Annotated in this window: 15 protein-coding genes and 3 pseudogenes; 10 read left to right on the plus strand and 8 right to left on the minus strand. The window is 58.7% G+C overall.

The features are described 5' to 3' along the window. Window position 1: 1 nt before the first annotated feature. A complete protein-coding gene (gene paaG / locus V3314_RS16215; RefSeq protein ID WP_046614147.1) occupies window positions 2–793 on the minus strand; it encodes a 2-(1,2-epoxy-1,2-dihydrophenyl)acetyl-CoA isomerase PaaG in 792 nt (263 codons plus the stop codon). Between the two features lie 34 nt (window positions 794–827). Beyond that, window positions 828–1,601: a 2,3-dehydroadipyl-CoA hydratase PaaF gene (gene paaF, locus V3314_RS16220; RefSeq protein WP_046614146.1), complete on the minus strand. Its 774-nt coding sequence runs from the start codon at window positions 1,599–1,601 to the stop codon at window positions 828–830. 354 nt (window positions 1,602–1,955) lie between these two features. Here paaF and paaY point away from each other — a divergent pair, with 354 nt between their 5' ends. Together paaY and paaX are read left to right on the plus strand one after the other, a co-directional pair. Further along, window positions 1,956–2,555 (plus strand): phenylacetic acid degradation protein PaaY, encoded by a 600-nt coding sequence (gene paaY / locus V3314_RS16225; RefSeq protein ID WP_046614145.1) that lies wholly within the window; start codon window positions 1,956–1,958, stop codon window positions 2,553–2,555. 77 nt (window positions 2,556–2,632) lie between these two features. Further along, complete coding sequence (gene paaX, locus V3314_RS16230; RefSeq protein ID WP_178081779.1) at window positions 2,633–3,556, plus strand: phenylacetic acid degradation operon negative regulatory protein PaaX; 924 nt, start codon at window positions 2,633–2,635, stop codon at window positions 3,554–3,556. 1,337 nt (window positions 3,557–4,893) lie between these two features. Here paaX and V3314_RS16235 read toward each other — a convergent pair. After that, window positions 4,894–4,998, minus strand: a pseudogene (locus tag V3314_RS16235) (transcriptional regulator); the annotation flags it as partial. Continuing rightward, on the minus strand, window positions 4,997–5,845 hold the full coding sequence (locus tag V3314_RS16240; RefSeq protein WP_338459285.1) for an ROK family protein: 849 nt from the start codon (window positions 5,843–5,845) through the stop codon (window positions 4,997–4,999). The gene V3314_RS16240 and the pseudogene V3314_RS16235, both read right to left, overlap by 2 nt. Window positions 5,846–6,481: 636 nt before the next feature. Here V3314_RS16240 and V3314_RS16245 point away from each other — a divergent pair. Then, window positions 6,482–7,276 (plus strand): OBAP family protein, encoded by a 795-nt coding sequence (locus tag V3314_RS16245; protein ID WP_338459286.1) that lies wholly within the window; start codon window positions 6,482–6,484, stop codon window positions 7,274–7,276. A gap of 410 nt (window positions 7,277–7,686) precedes the next feature. Next, a pseudogene (locus V3314_RS16250) lies at window positions 7,687–9,271 on the plus strand (phospholipase D family protein). Window positions 9,272–9,353: 82 nt separating this feature from the next. Here V3314_RS16250 and arfB read toward each other — a convergent pair. After that, window positions 9,354–9,767: an alternative ribosome rescue aminoacyl-tRNA hydrolase ArfB gene (arfB, locus tag V3314_RS16255; RefSeq protein WP_033701529.1), complete on the minus strand. Its 414-nt coding sequence runs from the start codon at window positions 9,765–9,767 to the stop codon at window positions 9,354–9,356. Window positions 9,768–9,879: 112 nt separating this feature from the next. Then, window positions 9,880–10,302, minus strand: coding sequence for a hypothetical protein (locus tag V3314_RS16260; RefSeq protein ID WP_338459287.1), 423 nt, complete (start codon window positions 10,300–10,302; stop codon window positions 9,880–9,882). A 166-nt stretch (window positions 10,303–10,468) separates the two neighbouring features. Between V3314_RS16260 and V3314_RS16265 the strand changes: the two genes are divergently transcribed. After that, window positions 10,469–11,446 carry a LysR family transcriptional regulator gene (locus V3314_RS16265; RefSeq protein WP_338459288.1) on the plus strand — a complete coding sequence of 326 codons (978 nt, stop codon included), beginning with the start codon at window positions 10,469–10,471 and terminating at the stop codon, window positions 11,444–11,446. Between the two features lie 20 nt (window positions 11,447–11,466). On the opposite strand, the gene V3314_RS16270 is transcribed toward V3314_RS16265, so the two are convergent. Next, on the minus strand, window positions 11,467–11,928 hold the full coding sequence (locus V3314_RS16270) for a Rid family hydrolase (protein ID WP_046614140.1): 462 nt from the start codon (window positions 11,926–11,928) through the stop codon (window positions 11,467–11,469). 263 nt (window positions 11,929–12,191) lie between these two features. Between V3314_RS16270 and V3314_RS16275 the strand changes: the two genes are divergently transcribed. The 4 genes and pseudogenes from V3314_RS16275 to V3314_RS16290 all read left to right on the plus strand — a co-directional run bounded on the left by V3314_RS16275 (window position 12,192) and on the right by V3314_RS16290 (window position 14,424). Next, window positions 12,192–12,878, plus strand: a complete 687-nt coding sequence (locus tag V3314_RS16275) for a hydrolase (protein WP_003258732.1) — start codon at window positions 12,192–12,194, stop codon at window positions 12,876–12,878. Window positions 12,879–13,049: 171 nt separating this feature from the next. Further along, a pseudogene (locus V3314_RS16280) lies at window positions 13,050–13,424 on the plus strand (AraC family transcriptional regulator); the annotation flags it as partial. Between the two features lie 244 nt (window positions 13,425–13,668). After that, window positions 13,669–13,980, plus strand: coding sequence for a hypothetical protein (locus V3314_RS16285; protein WP_196172782.1), 312 nt, complete (start codon window positions 13,669–13,671; stop codon window positions 13,978–13,980). A gap of 66 nt (window positions 13,981–14,046) precedes the next feature. Continuing rightward, window positions 14,047–14,424, plus strand: a complete 378-nt coding sequence (locus V3314_RS16290; RefSeq protein WP_108481063.1) for an NUDIX domain-containing protein — start codon at window positions 14,047–14,049, stop codon at window positions 14,422–14,424. Between the two features lie 60 nt (window positions 14,425–14,484). On the opposite strand, the gene V3314_RS16295 is transcribed toward V3314_RS16290, so the two are convergent. Next, window positions 14,485–15,438, minus strand: a complete 954-nt coding sequence (locus V3314_RS16295) for a GlxA family transcriptional regulator (protein WP_338459289.1) — start codon at window positions 15,436–15,438, stop codon at window positions 14,485–14,487. A 107-nt stretch (window positions 15,439–15,545) separates the two neighbouring features. On the opposite strand from V3314_RS16295, the gene V3314_RS16300 reads away from it, so the two are divergent. Beyond that, on the plus strand, window positions 15,546–16,343 hold the full coding sequence (locus V3314_RS16300) for an SDR family oxidoreductase (RefSeq protein ID WP_046614136.1): 798 nt from the start codon (window positions 15,546–15,548) through the stop codon (window positions 16,341–16,343). Window positions 16,344–16,416: the final 73 nt, after the last annotated feature.

Genomic DNA, 16,416 nt, shown 5'->3' on the forward strand with positions numbered 1-16,416 from the left:
ATCAACGCCCCTTGAATGCCGGCGTGCGCTTGTTCATGAACGCACTCACGCCTTCGCGATAGTCCTCGCTGCGCCCGGCCAGGCGCTGCAGGTCGCGCTCCAGTTCCAGCTGTTCATCGAAACCGTTGTCGAAACTGGCGTTGAGGCTGCGCTTGATCAGGGCCAGCCCGTAAGTGGGCTGGGTGGCGAGCTGTCGGGCGAGGGTGAGGGCTTCGTCGCGCAGCGCGGCATCGTCCACCACGCGGTGGATCAGCCCCCATTGCTGGGCCTGTTCGGCGCCCAGGCGCTCGCCCAGCATCGCCAGGGCCTTGGCCCGCGCCATGCCGACCAGGCGCGGCAGCAGCCAGGTACCGCCGGAGTCGGGTACCAGGCCAATCTTGCAGAAGGCCTGGATGAAGCTGGCCGAGCGGGCCGCCAGCACCAGGTCGCAAGCCAGCGGAATGTTGGCACCGGCACCGGCAGCCACACCGTTCACCGCGCAGACTACCGGCAGCGGCAGGTCGCGCAGGGTGCGCACCAGCGGGTTGTAGAACTTGTCGATCGATTCGCCCAGGTCCGGCATCTCGGCGCCCGGGGCGACGTTGCGGTCGGACAGGTCCTGGCCGGCGCAGAATCCACGGCCTTCGGCAGTCAGCAACAACACCCGTGCTTCGCTGCTCTGGCGTACTTGCTTGAGTGCCTCGCGCACTTCCAGGTGCATGGCGGTATTGAAGCTGTTCAGCTGCTCGGGGCGATTCAACGAGAGGAGGGCGACGCCTTCCTCGATGGAAAACAGGATGTGCTGGAAAGTCATGACAGACTCGCTCCGTCAGTCGAGGGAAAGGTGATCAGCGGCCCTGGAAGCGAGCCTGGCGTTTTTCCTGGAAGGCACGGATGCCTTCGTCGCGGTCGGCGGTGCCGGCCAGCAGGGTGAAGGCATGGCGTTCGAAACGCAGGCCGCTGGCCAGGTCGGTATCGCCGGCCTTGAGCAGCGCTTCCTTGGCCAGGCGCACCGCCAGCGAGGCCTTGGCGGCGATGCTGCGGGCGACGTGCAGGGCGCGTTCGACGGTGAGTTCCGGCTGGGTGATTTCGCTGACCAGCCCGGCCTGCAAGGCATGACGGGCGGTGATGGCTTCGCCGGTCAGCACCATTTGCATGGCCAGCGGCTTGCCTACAGCCCGCAGCAGGCGCTGAGTGCCACCGGCGCCGGGGATGATGCCGAGGTTGATTTCTGGCTGGCCGAAACGGGCGTCACTGCCGGCGATGACGATGTCGGCGCACATCATCAGTTCGCAGCCGCCCCCAAGGGCATAGCCGTTGACGGCGGCGATCAGTGGCTTGGGGAAGGCGGCGATGCTTTGCCAGTGGGCCACCCGGGGGTCGTTGAGGATGCCGACCAGATCGCGCTCGGCCATTTCGCGGATATCAGCGCCTGCGGCGAATGCCTTGCGGCTGCCGGTGATGACCACCGCGCGGGTCTGCTCGTCTTGCCCGGCCGCTTCCAGCGCGGCGGCCAGCTCTGCCAGTAGCTCGGTGCACAGGGCGTTGAGTGCCTCGGGCCGTTGCAGGGTAATGAGCAGCACACCGTGGTCGGGCGCCTGCACATCGAGATATCGCGGCATGTCGGGTTCCTCTGGCTGCACGCACGGCACATCGTGGGGCCGGCATTTCTTGGAATTGTTTGCAGGGGCGTGATGCGGGATCACGTCCAGGTGGAGCCAGTATATGCATTGCGCGATACAACAATGCAACATTCAAAATTGTTTCATGTATCTCTTTCTGTGTGAGTGACAACTGCCTCAGCAAAGGGTTTCATGATGTTGAATCGCTTCATCAACCTGTATTCAACGCATAATGCTGAATTTATGGGAGCGCGATGACTCCAGCAAAAGCGATACACGACCATGCTGATTGACGCACCACAAGATTGTGATACAAGATCAAGGCGCATTTGAAATCATTTCAGGAGCTTTGCCATGCCTTGCTATCGACTGGACGGCCTGACGCCCGTGGTTCATCCGACAGCCTACGTGCACCCCAGCGCCGTGCTGATCGGTGATGTCATCGTCGGCCCTCGTTGCTACGTCGGCCCCCTGGCATCAATGAGGGGGGATTTCGGTCGTATCGTGCTGGAGGAGGGCGCCAACCTGCAGGACACCTGCGTGATGCACGGTTTCCCGGGTGGCGATACGGTGGTCGAACGCAACGGGCATGTCGGGCACGGTGCCGTGCTGCACGGCTGCCGCGTGGGCGAAGACGCCTTGATCGGCATGAACGCAGTGGTGATGGATGGTGCCCATGTGGCACCGCGTTGCATTGTCGCGGCCACGGCATTCGTCAAGGCGGGCTTCGAATGTGCGGCGCAAAGCCTGGTGATGGGCTCGCCAGCTCAGGTCAAACGCCCGTTGACCGAACAGGAACTGGCCTGGAAGCAACGCGGCACGGCGGAGTACCAACACCTGGCGCAACGCTGCATGAACAGCATGGTCGAATGCCCGCCGCTGACCGAGGTCGAGCCCGAGCGCCCACGCATGGAAGACACCGGCGTCAGGCCCAAAGGCCAGGCATCGGCATGAGCCTGGCAGCGTCGCGCAATGGCCACGCGGCACGCCGCGCAGGTATAGTCGGTGCTTTAACCGCGCATAGTTCGCCCATGAGCAATCTCGCCCCACTGAACAACTTGATCACCCGCTTCCAGGAACAGACGCCAATCCGCGCCAGTTCCCTGATCATCACTTTATACGGCGACGCCATCGAACCCCACGGCGGAACCGTTTGGTTGGGCAGCCTGATCAACCTGCTGGAGCCGATCGGCATCAACGAGCGCCTGATCCGCACATCGATCTTCCGCCTTACCAAGGAAGGCTGGCTCACCGCCGAAAAGGTCGGCCGCCGCAGTTACTACAGCCTGACAGGTACGGGCCGCCGGCGGTTCGAGAAAGCCTTCAAGCGGGTCTACAGCCCGAGCCAGCCAGCCTGGGACGGTGCCTGGACGCTGGTGTTGCTCTCGCAACTGGAGGCCGGCAAACGCAAGGCTTTGCGTGAAGAGTTGGAATGGCAGGGCTTCGGGGCCATGGCGCCGAACCTGCTGGGCTGCCCACGGGCAGACCGCGCCGACCTGGCCACCACCTTGCGTGACCTGGAGGCGAGCGACGACAGCATCGTCTTCGAAACCCACACCCAGGAAGTGCTGGCATCCAAGGCCATGCGCGCCCAGGTTCGGGAAAGCTGGCGTATCGACGAACTGGGGCAGCAGTACAGCGAGTTCATCCAGCTGTTCAGGCCACTTTGGCAAGGTTTGAAAGAGCAGCAAGAGCTCGATGCGCAGGATTGCTTCCTTGCACGAACGCTGCTGATTCACGAATACCGCCGGCTGCTGCTGCGTGACCCGCAACTGCCGGACGAGCTGTTGCCTGGGGATTGGGAGGGAAGGGCCGCGCGACAGTTGTGCCGTAACCTTTATCGGCTGGTGTTTGCCAAAGCGGAAGAATGGCTGAATGCAGCGCTGGAAACGGCTGATGGGCCGTTGCCGGATGTGAATGAAGGCTTTTACAGGCGTTTTGGCGGGCTTGTTTGAAGATTGAGTGCAGAGGCGGGTTATATATAACTACGCTAAATGAGTATTTAGTGTAGTTATACCTTATTTGCATATGCAGCATGGCAAATGGGGGGGGTATGCCTGGCCCTCAGGTATCGCGCGGTCCTCATGTATCTTTTGTCGCTTGTACTGATCACATCGCTTTCAGGCCAGCACCCACAGGGATGGTGCGTGGCTTGCGGTCTGCGCGAGATGTAAACAACTGTCCTCTCAATCCTGCGGGCCCTTGTAGGAGCGGCCTTGCGTCGCGATGGGCTGCGCAGCAGCCCCAAGGTTTCAAAGCAGACGCATGAATTGTTGGGGCTGCCTTGCAGCCCATCGCGACACAAGGCCGCTCCTACAATTGACCGCGTTAACCGATCGACCGGAAGTTGGGTTGCCGGTGATGGGAAGCGTGACAACCTCAATGGCGCTGGCTGACAGGCGCTAGTCGTCAGTGTGGTCATGCATGCGCTGGGTTTGTCCTGATAAACAAAGTCGAGGGTGATCGTACCAGGTTTCGTTCAAGCACTCAGGGTAGCCAACAGTCCAAAAGGCAAGGCTAACGCATCTGGCACCAGGTCGGCGCTAGTGATGGTAAGCGAGCGATGGATCAGGACAGATTATCTAGACCAGGGAGCTTTCCCTGGTCCCAAAGTGCCTCACTCGTGGGCCGGTGACCAAATATAGACTAGCGCATAATGTGTATTATGTTAAATGGCGTATTTGGAAGCGCCCGTTCATATTTCGTCTATCACGCCCCCTGTGACTGGTCTAAGAAAATGAGAAGCGTCGACGCAAAAAAAGATACTGAGTAATCAAACCCGTAGCCTTTACCCTCGAAATTCGCCGGGACCGTTCGTAACCGATTGCGGAGACCGGCTTACCTGGCCAGATCTAAATGCCGTGTTGCCGGCGTTGGCTGAGCAGCTCGGCGACGGCACTCCTGACCGATATTTAGACACGCGATCTTCTCTATCAACTACGAGGGTGTGGAGTACTTTCCACGTTTCGCCCTCGAAGCACGCACCTTGGCCATTGCGGCCCAGGGAATGCAGCGCGTCATCGCTGTGCTGGCCACCAGGATGAATGACTGGGCCATGGCTTTGTGGTTCGAATCATCCAATTCGTATTTGGGGGGTAAGCTGCCGAAGGACATCATATCCTACGACCCCGACGCGGTTGTTCAAGCCGCACAGGAGGAGATAGATGGGGCCTCGCATGGCTAGCGCTGCTCGTGGCTAGGCCCATCCTCGCGCCTCGCTCGCTATACCCGAGAGACAATACCGCATTATTTAACTACGCCCTCCTCCATCCAGGCTCCCTGCCTGCAGTCTAATGAGACTGAGTGGGTGGATACCCATGCGGCCGACCAACTCTTCAATTCTTTGAATCGTCGGCGACTTGAGTCCGCGCTCAAGGGAGCTCACGTAGGTTCGGCTAAGCGTCTTGCCGCTGAGCTGCTCTGATAGCTCCTAGCACCGCTACGAAATCTTCCGACTTCACTCGTTCGACAATGCACGCGTTCCATAGTGATGGAATGGCATGAGTCTCGGCTGTCAGCAAAGCAGCCTCCCAGTAGCCTTTCAGTTTCAAACTCCCACCACCCACTGCCAGGCGCGAGGGGTTGAGCAAATTTATGATACTGGCCATCCCAAGACCCAATGCATCACCCCCGGCCCTTACTGTTGCCATGGCGATAGGGTCATCATCATTTGCCAAACGTGCGAGCGCCTCGCCACTGATGCCAAGCAGGGTGGCCATAGCGCCGCCACCGGCTATTTCATCCAGCCGCTTAACTGATCCATCAATGTGCAGCGGGAGGTACCCAAGCTCGCCAGCCCAGCCATTAACACCACGTAACCTCCGTCCGTGCGTCATGAATGCGGCGCCGATGGCAGTGCCAGCCATGATCACGCCACCTGTAAAATCATCGCTAGCATCCTGCATTTCTTCCAACAGGGCCGCCTCTACATCATTGATGACTGTCACCTGGCACACAAGTGCTTTGAGCGAGGTTTCTGGACGCCAGCCTGTCAGGCTGGGTAGGACATCGCAGCTAACGATCTCGCCGTCGGAAGCGACCAGACCAGGTACCGCGATACCAATACGAGTCGGGCGTAGATTCAGATCATCTATGAAGGCGCGGAGCTGGGCGGAAAAGTCTTCGGGTGTATAGCTGGGCCCAGTTTCAAATCGTCGTGAAAAGGCTCCGCATAATAGCAGTAGCTTAGTACCGCCCAAGTCGGCGCCAATGATGATCTCATTCCCTTCAGGGGTACTGTGCATTGCGATACCTTTGGTTTGGGGTGGACATCTTCAGGTCTCGGGCTTGAATGGCTCATCATTTAGTTGTACGCGATAGTGTACTGAAGGCACCTCACGAACTGGTAAGTCACGTTAGGGATCGCTGAACATATGCGTGATGCAAAAGCTCTCTGTGATGTTTCTTCGGCGCGAGGAGTAGTGCCTCGGTGTCGTTGAGCAGCTGCTGCCACTCCTGGGTCGACATTACCGGAAGATTAGTGCCTGTCATGATGGCATCCCCAGTACTGTATGTACATACAGTATTCTGAAAAAGCCCGGCTGCATAGAGAGTGCGGACGAAGTGCGCCTGCGACGGGAGTTAAGGTTGGCCAGATTGAACAAGACTCGCCGAGCAACCCGCAAAGCCTGGATTCGGCTGACACAGACTGGGTTCATCCAAGCGACTTGCGATAGCCCTCCCCCGATACTATTCACGTCCTTTTCACATGCGATGTGGGAACGTTAGCTATCCCTACGTGTGATAGAAGCTCCCTTGCCCGCCTAGCAGCGGGCTTTCTTTTGCCCGCAATTCCCCATTGACTCGGGCCATTCGTCCGTTGGTCTGTCCGCTTCATCGGCCATGGTTGTCCTCTAAAGACACCAGCCAGAGCCTTTCTCATGCGACAGCTATTCCAATCGATAAGCCTTCCCCTCGCCTGCACTCTGCTGTGGGCCTGCTCCGCTCCCGAAACGAAGTCTCCTGTGGAAACACCTGGCAGGCCCGAGTCTGGTAAAACCCAGCTGCTGGAAGCCGGCGCCGCGACGCTGCAGTCCAAGCCGCCCATTGAGGCCATCAACGCCTACCTGGATGGCTTTCACTTCTACAACGGGCATCCGGACGTGCAGATGGAAGCTCACCATTACTGCTCGATCCTCAATGAGGATGTCATCCAGTGCGTGATCTTCGACGGCAATACGAAGGACGCTAAGATTATGGGCGTCGAGTACATCATCGACGAGAAGCTTTTTGCCGGATTACCACCCAAGGAGAAGGCGATGTGGCACAGCCATGGTTACGAGGTCTCCTCTGGGCAACTGGTCGCCCCAGGCATTCCTGTACCTGCTGAGCATGCTCTGATGGAGCGCCTGGCGCGTACTTATGGGAAGACTTGGCACACCTGGCACACCGATCAGGACAAAGCGCTGCCGGTGGGTGTGCCGCAGTTGATGATGGGCTTTACCGCAGATGGGCAGGCTGATCCGGCGATGGTCGAACAGCGCAATCGGCGCCTGGGTGTGGATGCTGCGAAAACCAAAGCCGAGCGGGCTGACATTCGTATTCCTGAAGCTGATCCCCAGGCTGATGGCTGGCAGCACGGTACCGTCATTCAAATCACCGATCCAACTGGCGCGCATCTGCACCGCCCCGCTACATCGACTCCGGCGAATACCAACAGCCGTTCCAGCCAATAGCAAATTCAGAGGTATATAGCTCCGCCATTGGGCGTGCCCCTTCAGGGACGGCTGTCGTGAACCGCAACCTGGCATAGCGAGGTTACGGCCCTATCGGGCTTTTATCCTCACGCCTCTGGCTCTCCATGGGCCGGCGCCCTCCGCTTGCTATGGATAACACGATAGTGGGGGCTTAACAGGTTGCCACCTCATGGCCAACCTCAAACATTGCATTCAGGTCAGGAGCTTCCATCTTGCCTTCGGCGCAGCTAAGGCCGAGTCGCTGTCATCAGAGGATGAACTACGCTTCCTAAACAACACCGTAGATCGAAGACGCATTGCAGACGGTCGTTAAGGCCGGATGCTGGTGGTAAGGGAATGGCCATTCTTCGGGATCCGAGACCCTCATCACCATCGTCGGGGTGCGCTCCGTGAGAATCCAAAAGCTGCACATCGCCTTTCTGTATCTCACGCTTCTCCTGGGGGGTTGTACAACAATCAACATACCTCACGAACCCAGTCACGCCTTGCCTGCGAACGATTCGGCATTCGGCCGATCTATCCAGGCCCAGGTTGCCCCCCATCAAGGACAATCGGGCTTTCGCCTATTCCCGGAGAGTGCCGAGGCTTTCGCCGCCCGCGCGGAACTGATTCGCAACGCTCAAAGCAGCATTGACCTGCAGTACTACATCGTCCACGACGGTATAAGTACTCGAATACTGCTGAGCGAGCTCCTCGTCGCTGCCGACCGTGGCGTGCGCGTCAGGATCTTGCTCGATGACACCACCAGCGATGACCTGGAGCAAACCATCGCGACACTGACGATGCATCCGCATATACAGATCCGCGTGTTCAATCCTCTCCATCTTGGCCGCAGTACCGTCGTGACACGCACAATGGGTCGGCTATTCAACCTTTCTCAGCAACACCGGCGTATGCACAACAAATTGTGGTTGGTAGACAATTGCGTGGCCATCGTTGGAGGGCGCAATCTGGGTGACGAGTATTTCGATGCCGAGCCCAACAGAAATTTCACTGACATTGACATGCTCAGTGTCGGCCCGGTCGCAGCACAGTTGGAATATAGTTTTGATGAGTACTGGAACAGTGTCCTCAGCAAGCCCATCGAGCAGTTCATATCGTTCAAGCCGTCTAGCAAAGACCTGAAAGATCTTCGGACTCGGCTGGATGCCTCCTTGGAGGCAACGCGCACCCAGAAGCACGCGCTCTATCAGCAATTGATGAGCTATACCACCCAGCCACGCCTGAATAACTGGCGCAAGGAGTTGATCTAGCCTGGAACAAAGCGATGTGGGATGCACCGAGCAAGGTATTGGCGAGTGGTGAACCCGCTCCGCACTTGCTGTTGGCCACCCAATTGGCACCCGAGCTCAACGGAGTCAGCAAGGAGTTAATCTTGGTATCGGCATACATGGTGCCTGGACAACCGGGGGTGGTTTACCTGACCCGTCGAGCCGACGCCGGCGTGTCGATCAGCTTGTTGACCAACTCGCTGGAGGCCACCGACGTACCGGCTTCGCACGGTGCTTACGCACCCTATCGCAAGACCTTGCTTGAGCATGGTGTGCAGCTGTTCGAATTACGTCGTCAAGCCGGTGATCGAAGCGAAAGCGATACCAGGCCGCGCTTCTCTCGCAAGGGCTCCTCCAGCGGCCCTTCTAGCAGCTCCGACTCCAGCCTGCATACCAAGGCGATGATTTTCGACCAGCAAAAAGCGTTTGTCGGTTCGTTCAATTTCGATTCGCGCTCTTTGCTGTGGAATACCGAGGTCGGTGTCTTGGTTGATGATCCGCAGCTCGCCGGACGGGTGCGCGAACTGGCGCTGGAGGGCATGGCACCTGCTCTAAGTTATCAGGCCCGGCTGCAAGATGATCACTTGGTCTGGGTTACCGAAGACATGGCCAACAACGCACGTTGACCACTGAACCGGGGGGCTGGTGGCGGCGCTTCAATTCCTGGCTCAGCAGCTCAATAGGGCTTGAAAAGATGCTTTAGCATGGGAAAGACAAATCATGCGGCGGCCAGTTCTGCTTCGGAAAGTTCCATGTCCGTGTGACAGTGAATCGCCTCTGGTTTCCTAGAACTCCACCTTGCCCCGGCCCGCCTTGACAGTGCTGCGCCTGGCTTTTCCTTCGAGGCGACGGGTCTTCGAGCCGAGGGTCGGCTTGGTGGGGCGGCGTTTCTTCTCGGTCTTGCCAGCAGTGATGATCAACTCGGCAAGACGCGCCAGTGCGTCAGCACGGTTCTGCTCCTGTGTGCGGTATTGTTGTGCCTTGATGATCAACACACCGTCGCCGGTGATGCGGCTGTCACGCAGCGCCAACAGCCGCTCCTTGTAGAACTCGGGCAGCGACGAGGCGGGAATGTCGAAGCGCAGGTGCACGGCGCTGGACACTTTGTTGACATTCTGACCACCTGCGCCTTGCGCGCGGATGTAGGTCAGTTCGATATCGGCATCTGGCAGATGCACGTTATTAGAGATGGTCAGCATGGCATGGCCTTTGTAATTCCCCCCATTATCACAGCCTTCGCCGCTCACCCACAGAACAAAATTCTTATTTTCCGAGGCTAGTTGTAATCAATGAACAACGAACGATTCACCATCACATCAGGCAATAGAATTCCGTAACCTCTGCCACAATCTCTCCCTTGGCATCATAAAGCCTCGCCTCTGGCGTCATGGCCATGGAGCGGGCCTCGAGCACGTAGCGCTGCCCAGCCTTGAAATGCTCGTAGTCTAGGGTCAGGTAGCATTGCCTTACCGTGGTTCCTCCCATCAGGCTGATGCCACCGCCACCATTGACCTCGTAGTCGAACCTGACGACCAATTCATGGCTGCCGGGGCTGACCTCAAAGAAGCGCCCGTCGCGCAGGCGTTGTTTATCCAGGCGTTCGGCCAACAGCACACGGTCATTCGGAAATGGCGTCGAGAGGTCGACCCAAGCCAACTGTGGGTTGGCAGTGGGCATCGGCGCCTGGCAACCCGCAAATGCAGCGATCGCGAACAACAGCGTCAACTTACGCATGGGTAGCTCCCCAAAGGCTCCTGGACTCACTATTCAGGATAACGCCGACAAGTGTCGAGTGCGCCTGAAGGGACGACCGAAGCCCCCTCCTTCGCCTTCATGCTGATACTTGGTTCACGCAGCCCCTTCTCGTATGATCGTCGCAATCTGATCTGGAACGGATTTCGTGAAGTCGTTACCTGAAAATGTCCCAATTACCCCTGCCGCCCCCAAGGACGCGAAATGGAACGTGGGCGAGGCTGCCAACCAGCTCTCATGGGACGACCTGCGGATCATCAAAACGCTCAGTGAGTGTGGCAATCGCGCTGCCACGGCCAAGAAGCTCGGCATCAACGTGTCCACCGTCTCCCGCAGGGTCTCCCAGGTTGAAAAAACACTGGGCGTAGCCTTGTTCGACCACCGCAAATCAGGCTATCTGCTCACCATCGAGGGCGCGGAGTTGCGTGCTCTCGCCGAACGCGTGGAGCTGGACATTGTCAGCGTGACGAGGCGTGTCTCACGTGCCGGCCAAGGGCCACTCGGAAAGCTTCGTATCACCACCAGCGACTCACTGCTGCTTTACTTCCTCACCCCCATCATCGCGGACTTCAAGGCCCTCAATGAAGGCATCACGATCGAGGTGCTGGTGGGCAACGAATCACTGAGCCTTGCGCGAGACGAATCGGATATTGCGGTTCGAGCCACCAGGAAACCCGCCGAAAGCCTGGTGGGTCGCAAACTGGCCACAATCGCCTGGGCGCCCTACGGCAGCAGCAACCACACATCGCCTGCTCCTCTGTTCACAGAAGGCCAGGCATGGGTTTCCTATTCCGCGGCGCTACGCGGGCTCAAGGCAACGAGCTATGTCGAAAACAGGGTCGCTGCCGAGTGCATCTCGTACCGCACCGATTCGGTTGCGGCGGCAAGTGCTGCAATCGCGGCAGGCCTGGGGGTGGGTTTTCTGCCCTGCATGCTGGGTGATATCACACCAGGGCTTGAACGAGTCGGCCCGGTGGTGCCGGAGCTGCAGGATGAGCTGTGGCTGCTGACGCACCAGGACATCCGCAAATCGTGGCGGGTCAAAGCCTTCATGACATTCTGTGCCGCTGCCGTTGCCAATCAGAAGCCGTTGATCGAGGGCCAACTGGTACTCCCGGTCACGTAGAGCGAAACCGGGAGTGCGGGTCACTCAGCGCGTGGGCCAAGTACCGCTTTGCAGGCGATTTCGATCAGTTGTGGGCGCTGGGCAAGCCTCGAAACGCCGATGATGTTGCTGGCGCATTGAGGCCGCTCCGTGCCGTAGGCGGCCTTGCGTACCTTGCCGACCACGGCAAAGGCCGCGTCCATGTCCAGTACGTAAAGCGTCTCTTCCACGACATCTTCAAGCGTCGCTCCATACAGCGCGAGCAGCTTGGCGATATTGTCGTAGGCGGCGCGCATCTGATCCCCCATCGAAGAGAAATCACAGGGCCTGCCGTCACGATCCAGCGGTGCCGGCGCGACCAGGTTGCCTTCTTCGTCATGATTGAACTGGCCCGATACGTAGATCTCGTTCCCTACCCGCCGAGCCTGCGGATACCCATAGGAACTCTCCCACGGCACGCCCCAATAGGCGGTTTGTCTGTTGAGTGGTTGTGAAGCTGCCATCGCTTTCTCCTGGCGTAAACCGGATCAGGTAGATCCGCGTTTGCGGGCGAATCCTAGCAGCAGGATGAACAAGCGGATGATGCATTAATGCGCTCCTGAGAGCGCAAAAGTGCGCCACCGCATCGCTCAGCGATTCGCTATCTTGTGCTCGGACTCAAGCAACGGCCATCACTGAGGACGTCATCCAGTGCCTCAGCACAGTCTGCCGAAGGCAGGCGCCGTGACTTGTGCGATGACCACCATCCAGCTGACAGGGAACAACAATGAACAATCCAAAAACTGAAGTCCTGACCCCATTCAACAGCCAACTGATCTTCATCGATCAGCAGCCGCAGATGGCCTTTGGCGTTCAGAGCATCGATCGCCAGACGCTGAAAAACAACACCGTAGGCCTGGCCAAGGCAGCCAGGATCTTCAATGTGCCCACCACCATCACGACGGTCGAGACTGAAAGCTTCTCTGGGCACACCTACCCCGAGCTGCTCGCCGTCTTCCCCGACGCTCCGCTGCTGGAGCGAACCTCCATGAACTCCTGGGATGACCAGAAGGTGCGTGACGCACTCAAGAAAAACGGGCGCAACAAGATCATCGTTTCCGGCCTGTGGACGGAGGTGTGCAACACCACGTTCGCGCTGTCTGCAATGAACGATGCCGGCTATGAAATCTACATGGTTGCCGACGCCTCCGGTGGCACCACCAAGGAAGCCCACGACTACGCCATGCAGCGCATGATTCAGGCAGGCGTGATTCCGGTGACCTGGCAACAAGTGCTGCTGGAGTGGCAACGCGACTGGAAAAACCGCGACACCTACGATGCCGTCATGGAACTGGTGAAAGAACACTCCGGCGCGTACGGCATGGGTGTCGACTATGCCTACACCATGGTGCACAAAGCACCAGAGCGCGTTCAGCACGGCCCAACCCTGGCCCCGGTTGCTGCCGCTGTCTGACCATTGCCAGCCCCTGCATCCAGGGGCTGTTCATTGACCCGCTGATGGGTACGCCGGCTATCTGACAGGCCACCGAATCGAGCGTTATCGTCTGTAGCCCGCCCAAGGCTGCAGTGGCCTGCTCTGCCCCCTCGAAACGTGCGTGCCCACTTCATTGATTAATGGATTGGTATGAACAGCGATCACTGCACTGTGCTGGCGACTGTCGCACTGAAAACAACCGGGCTCCTCAAGCCCTGGCAGGTCACGACTGCCAAGAAGTTGATGCTGGAGAACCTGGACACTGGCATAACTGTTACGGAACTCGCCCAAGCCTGCTCGCTGTCGCGTAGCCATTTCACACGAATGTTCAGAGATACCATGCACGTGCCCCCTCAGCAGTGGATGCGTGAACAACGGTTGCGCAAAAGCAAGGAACTACTGGGGGGCTCGGGAATGATGCTTGCCGAGATCGCACTGGAGTGCGGTTTCTGCGATCAGTCCCACTTCTGTCGCACATTCGTGAAGGCCGAGGGGATGTCGCCGCAGGCCTGGCAGCGACAAGCGTCCATTCGAACTGAGCCTCTGCTCAGTCAGGGAGCACATTTGTGCTCTGTCGCTGACGCTGGACATCGACCAATGTCCACCCCTGGCGGTCCCAGGTACGTTCCTGGCCACACACCAAAATTTCGTACCCCTGAAGTTAATGCGTTTAGTCAGCTTCCCAGACATTCCTTGCACACCGCGGGAACGGGCCCGGGTCATAACAGTACACACAGACCTTCCTGTGTCTGACCTGAGGTAAGCGATCATGGCAAACAATCAAGACAAGGGTGGCAACCAAGGCAATGCTGACACTGGCATGGGTAACAACACTGCCGGCACCGGCCAGCAAGGCGGCCAGGGTTCGGGCGGTCGGATGCCCGGCCAGCAGCAAGGTGGCAGCCAGTCCGGCCAGAAACCTGAGGACAAGATGAACAAGGACTGGGAACGTTCCCGTGACACAGGCAGCCAAGGCGGCCAGCGTACTACTGAAAAGCAGAACCAGAACGTGACAGACAAGGACCGCATGGGCGGTCAGCAAAACCAGGCAGATGACCAGCAGTGGGATAAAGATCGCTGATCATCCGCAGCGGGCATCAGGGTGAGTTCTGCCCTGATGCCACCTCCATCGTATGGGAGGCTCCTGATGAACAACTCCAGAGAACGGCATTCGACAGTCATTTGCCTGCAAGCAGGACGCATCCTTTTCGTGCGCAAGCAAAGCGCTGAATGGTCGTTGCCAGGTGGGAAAATCGATCCAGGCGAGCATCACCTGGATGCTGCGCAGCGCGAGCTGATGGAGGAGACTTGCCTATCCTTCGACGGGGCCAGGTTCCTCAATCACTACATGCTTGCAGCCGAGGAACACTACCTCTATCAGCTGCCTGTCGAACCTGGCGCGCAACCCGCTGCAAATCACGAAATCGTGGAGTGCCGCTGGTTTACAGCGCCCGAAATTCACAAAGTGCACGTCAAACCGTCCAATATCGAGCTGCTTGAACGAGAGCATCTGCTCCCTGTGTAGTGCTTTATCGGCAGCACAGCGCATATGGACCTGGTGTGCATTAACCCGATTCAGCGCTTGTCATTCGGCCGATACCACCCGCCGGGCATCTCTTCGCACAGCTTGGGGCGGGACACCGAAACCACGAATGAACACCTCCCGCATATGCCGACGGTCCCTGAACCCTGTCTCCTTCGCCACCACATCCAGGCTGTGACGGCTCTGCTCGATCATCAAGCGGGCAGCCTCAAGACGCAGGCTCTCCACAGCCTTTGCGGGTGACTGGCCTGTCTCTGCAGTGAATACGCGGGTAAATTGCCGAGGGCTCAGATGTACGGATTCTGCGAGCTCCTCCACACTCAATGGACGATTCAAATGCTTGCGGGCGTAATCCAGGGCGTTCTGAATCCGATCAGATTTCGGCGAAAGCGTGAGCAGTTCGGAATGTTGCGATTGCCCACCGGAGCGGCGCTGATGCATCACCAGCTTTCGTGCCACCGACTTGGCCATCTCGGTTCCCAGATCCTTTTCCACCATGCCCAGCGCCATGTCCAGGGCGGCGGTCATCCCGGCGGATGTCCAGATCGGCCCATCCACAATGAAGATTCGGTCTTCTTCCACTTCGATTTTCGGGTGCAGTTCACGCAGCTTTTTCGCATAGGCCCAGTGTGTCGTGGCGCGCCGGTTATCCAACACTCCGGCCTGGGCCAGCACGAAACAGCCGGTACACAGGCCAGCGATGCGGCGGGCGCCGTCGACAAAGCCGCGAACGCTGGCCAGCACGTCATCGCCTGGCGGGGTCAGCGGGGTCAGAGTGCCCGTGATCATCCAGGTATCAGCCAAACCAGGAGCGCCCAATGGCAGTGTGTCCATGTACATGCCCAGGGAAGACCGCACCGTTCCGCCCCCGACGGAAAAATTCTGGATCTTGTAAACCGTTTCGCCCGCGACGATGTTCGCGAATTCGAACACGGCCTGCGTCGCCAGCGACATGATCTGGAAACCTTCGGTGATGAGATAGCCGACCCGGTGCATGGTTGACGCTCCACAGTTCAATGTCCTGAAAACGTACCATATGTGTCGTTTGAGACAAAGACGACCTTCTGCATCATGGGCTCCACACCCAACAACGGAGCACGACCATGAAACAGCAATTCAAAGGTACTGCACTCATCACAGGCGCCTCCACCGGCATCGGTTCGATCTACGCAGACCGCCTGGCGCGTCGGGGTTACGACCTGGTGCTGGTGGCCCGCAATCGGGAGCGCCTGAACACCCTGGCCAGCCGGCTGACTACAGAAACCCGGCAGAACGTGGAGGTATTTCCGGCAGACCTGGCAAACCCGGATGATCTGGCCAAGGTAGAACGCAAATTGCGCGAGGACGCCAGCATCAGCCTGCTGGTGAACAACGCGGGCATAGGCACGCACACCAGCCTGCTGGAGAGTGATGTCGAGCGCATGGCTGAAATGATCACTCTCAACGTCACCGCCCTCACCCGCCTTACCTATGCCGCCATCCCTGGATTTGTCGCCCGCAAGCAAGGCGCCGTGATCAACATCTCGTCCATTGTCAGCCTGGCGCCGGAGTTGCTCAACGGTGTGTATGGTGGTAGCAAGGCGTATGTCACCGCCTTTACCCAGTCACTGCACAGGGAGCTTGCGGAAAAAGGCATCAGGATCCAGGCTGTGCTGCCAGGGGCAACCGCTACCGACTTCTGGCAGATCGGCGGCTTGCCGGTCGAAAACCTGGACCCAGGCATCGTGATGTCGGCCCAGGACCTGGTGGACGGGGCCCTGCAGGACTTTGACGACGAGGTACTGATCTCCATCCCTTCAATGCACGACCTGCAGTCCTTCGAACGTTACGAGGCAAGCCGGCAAGCCCTGTTCGGCCAACTGTCCAGCAATCGGCTGGCCCCACGTTACAACGCCAATTGATCACGGTTGCCAGCGCCAGTACCGGGTGTAGCTGTCGGCCTGTCGACCAGGGCGACAGCCACCCGATTATCAG

The sequence above is a fragment of the Pseudomonas sp. TE3-3-F2023 genome (genome assembly GCF_036784815.1).
GTDB lineage: Bacteria > Pseudomonadota > Gammaproteobacteria > Pseudomonadales > Pseudomonadaceae > Aquipseudomonas > Aquipseudomonas pudica.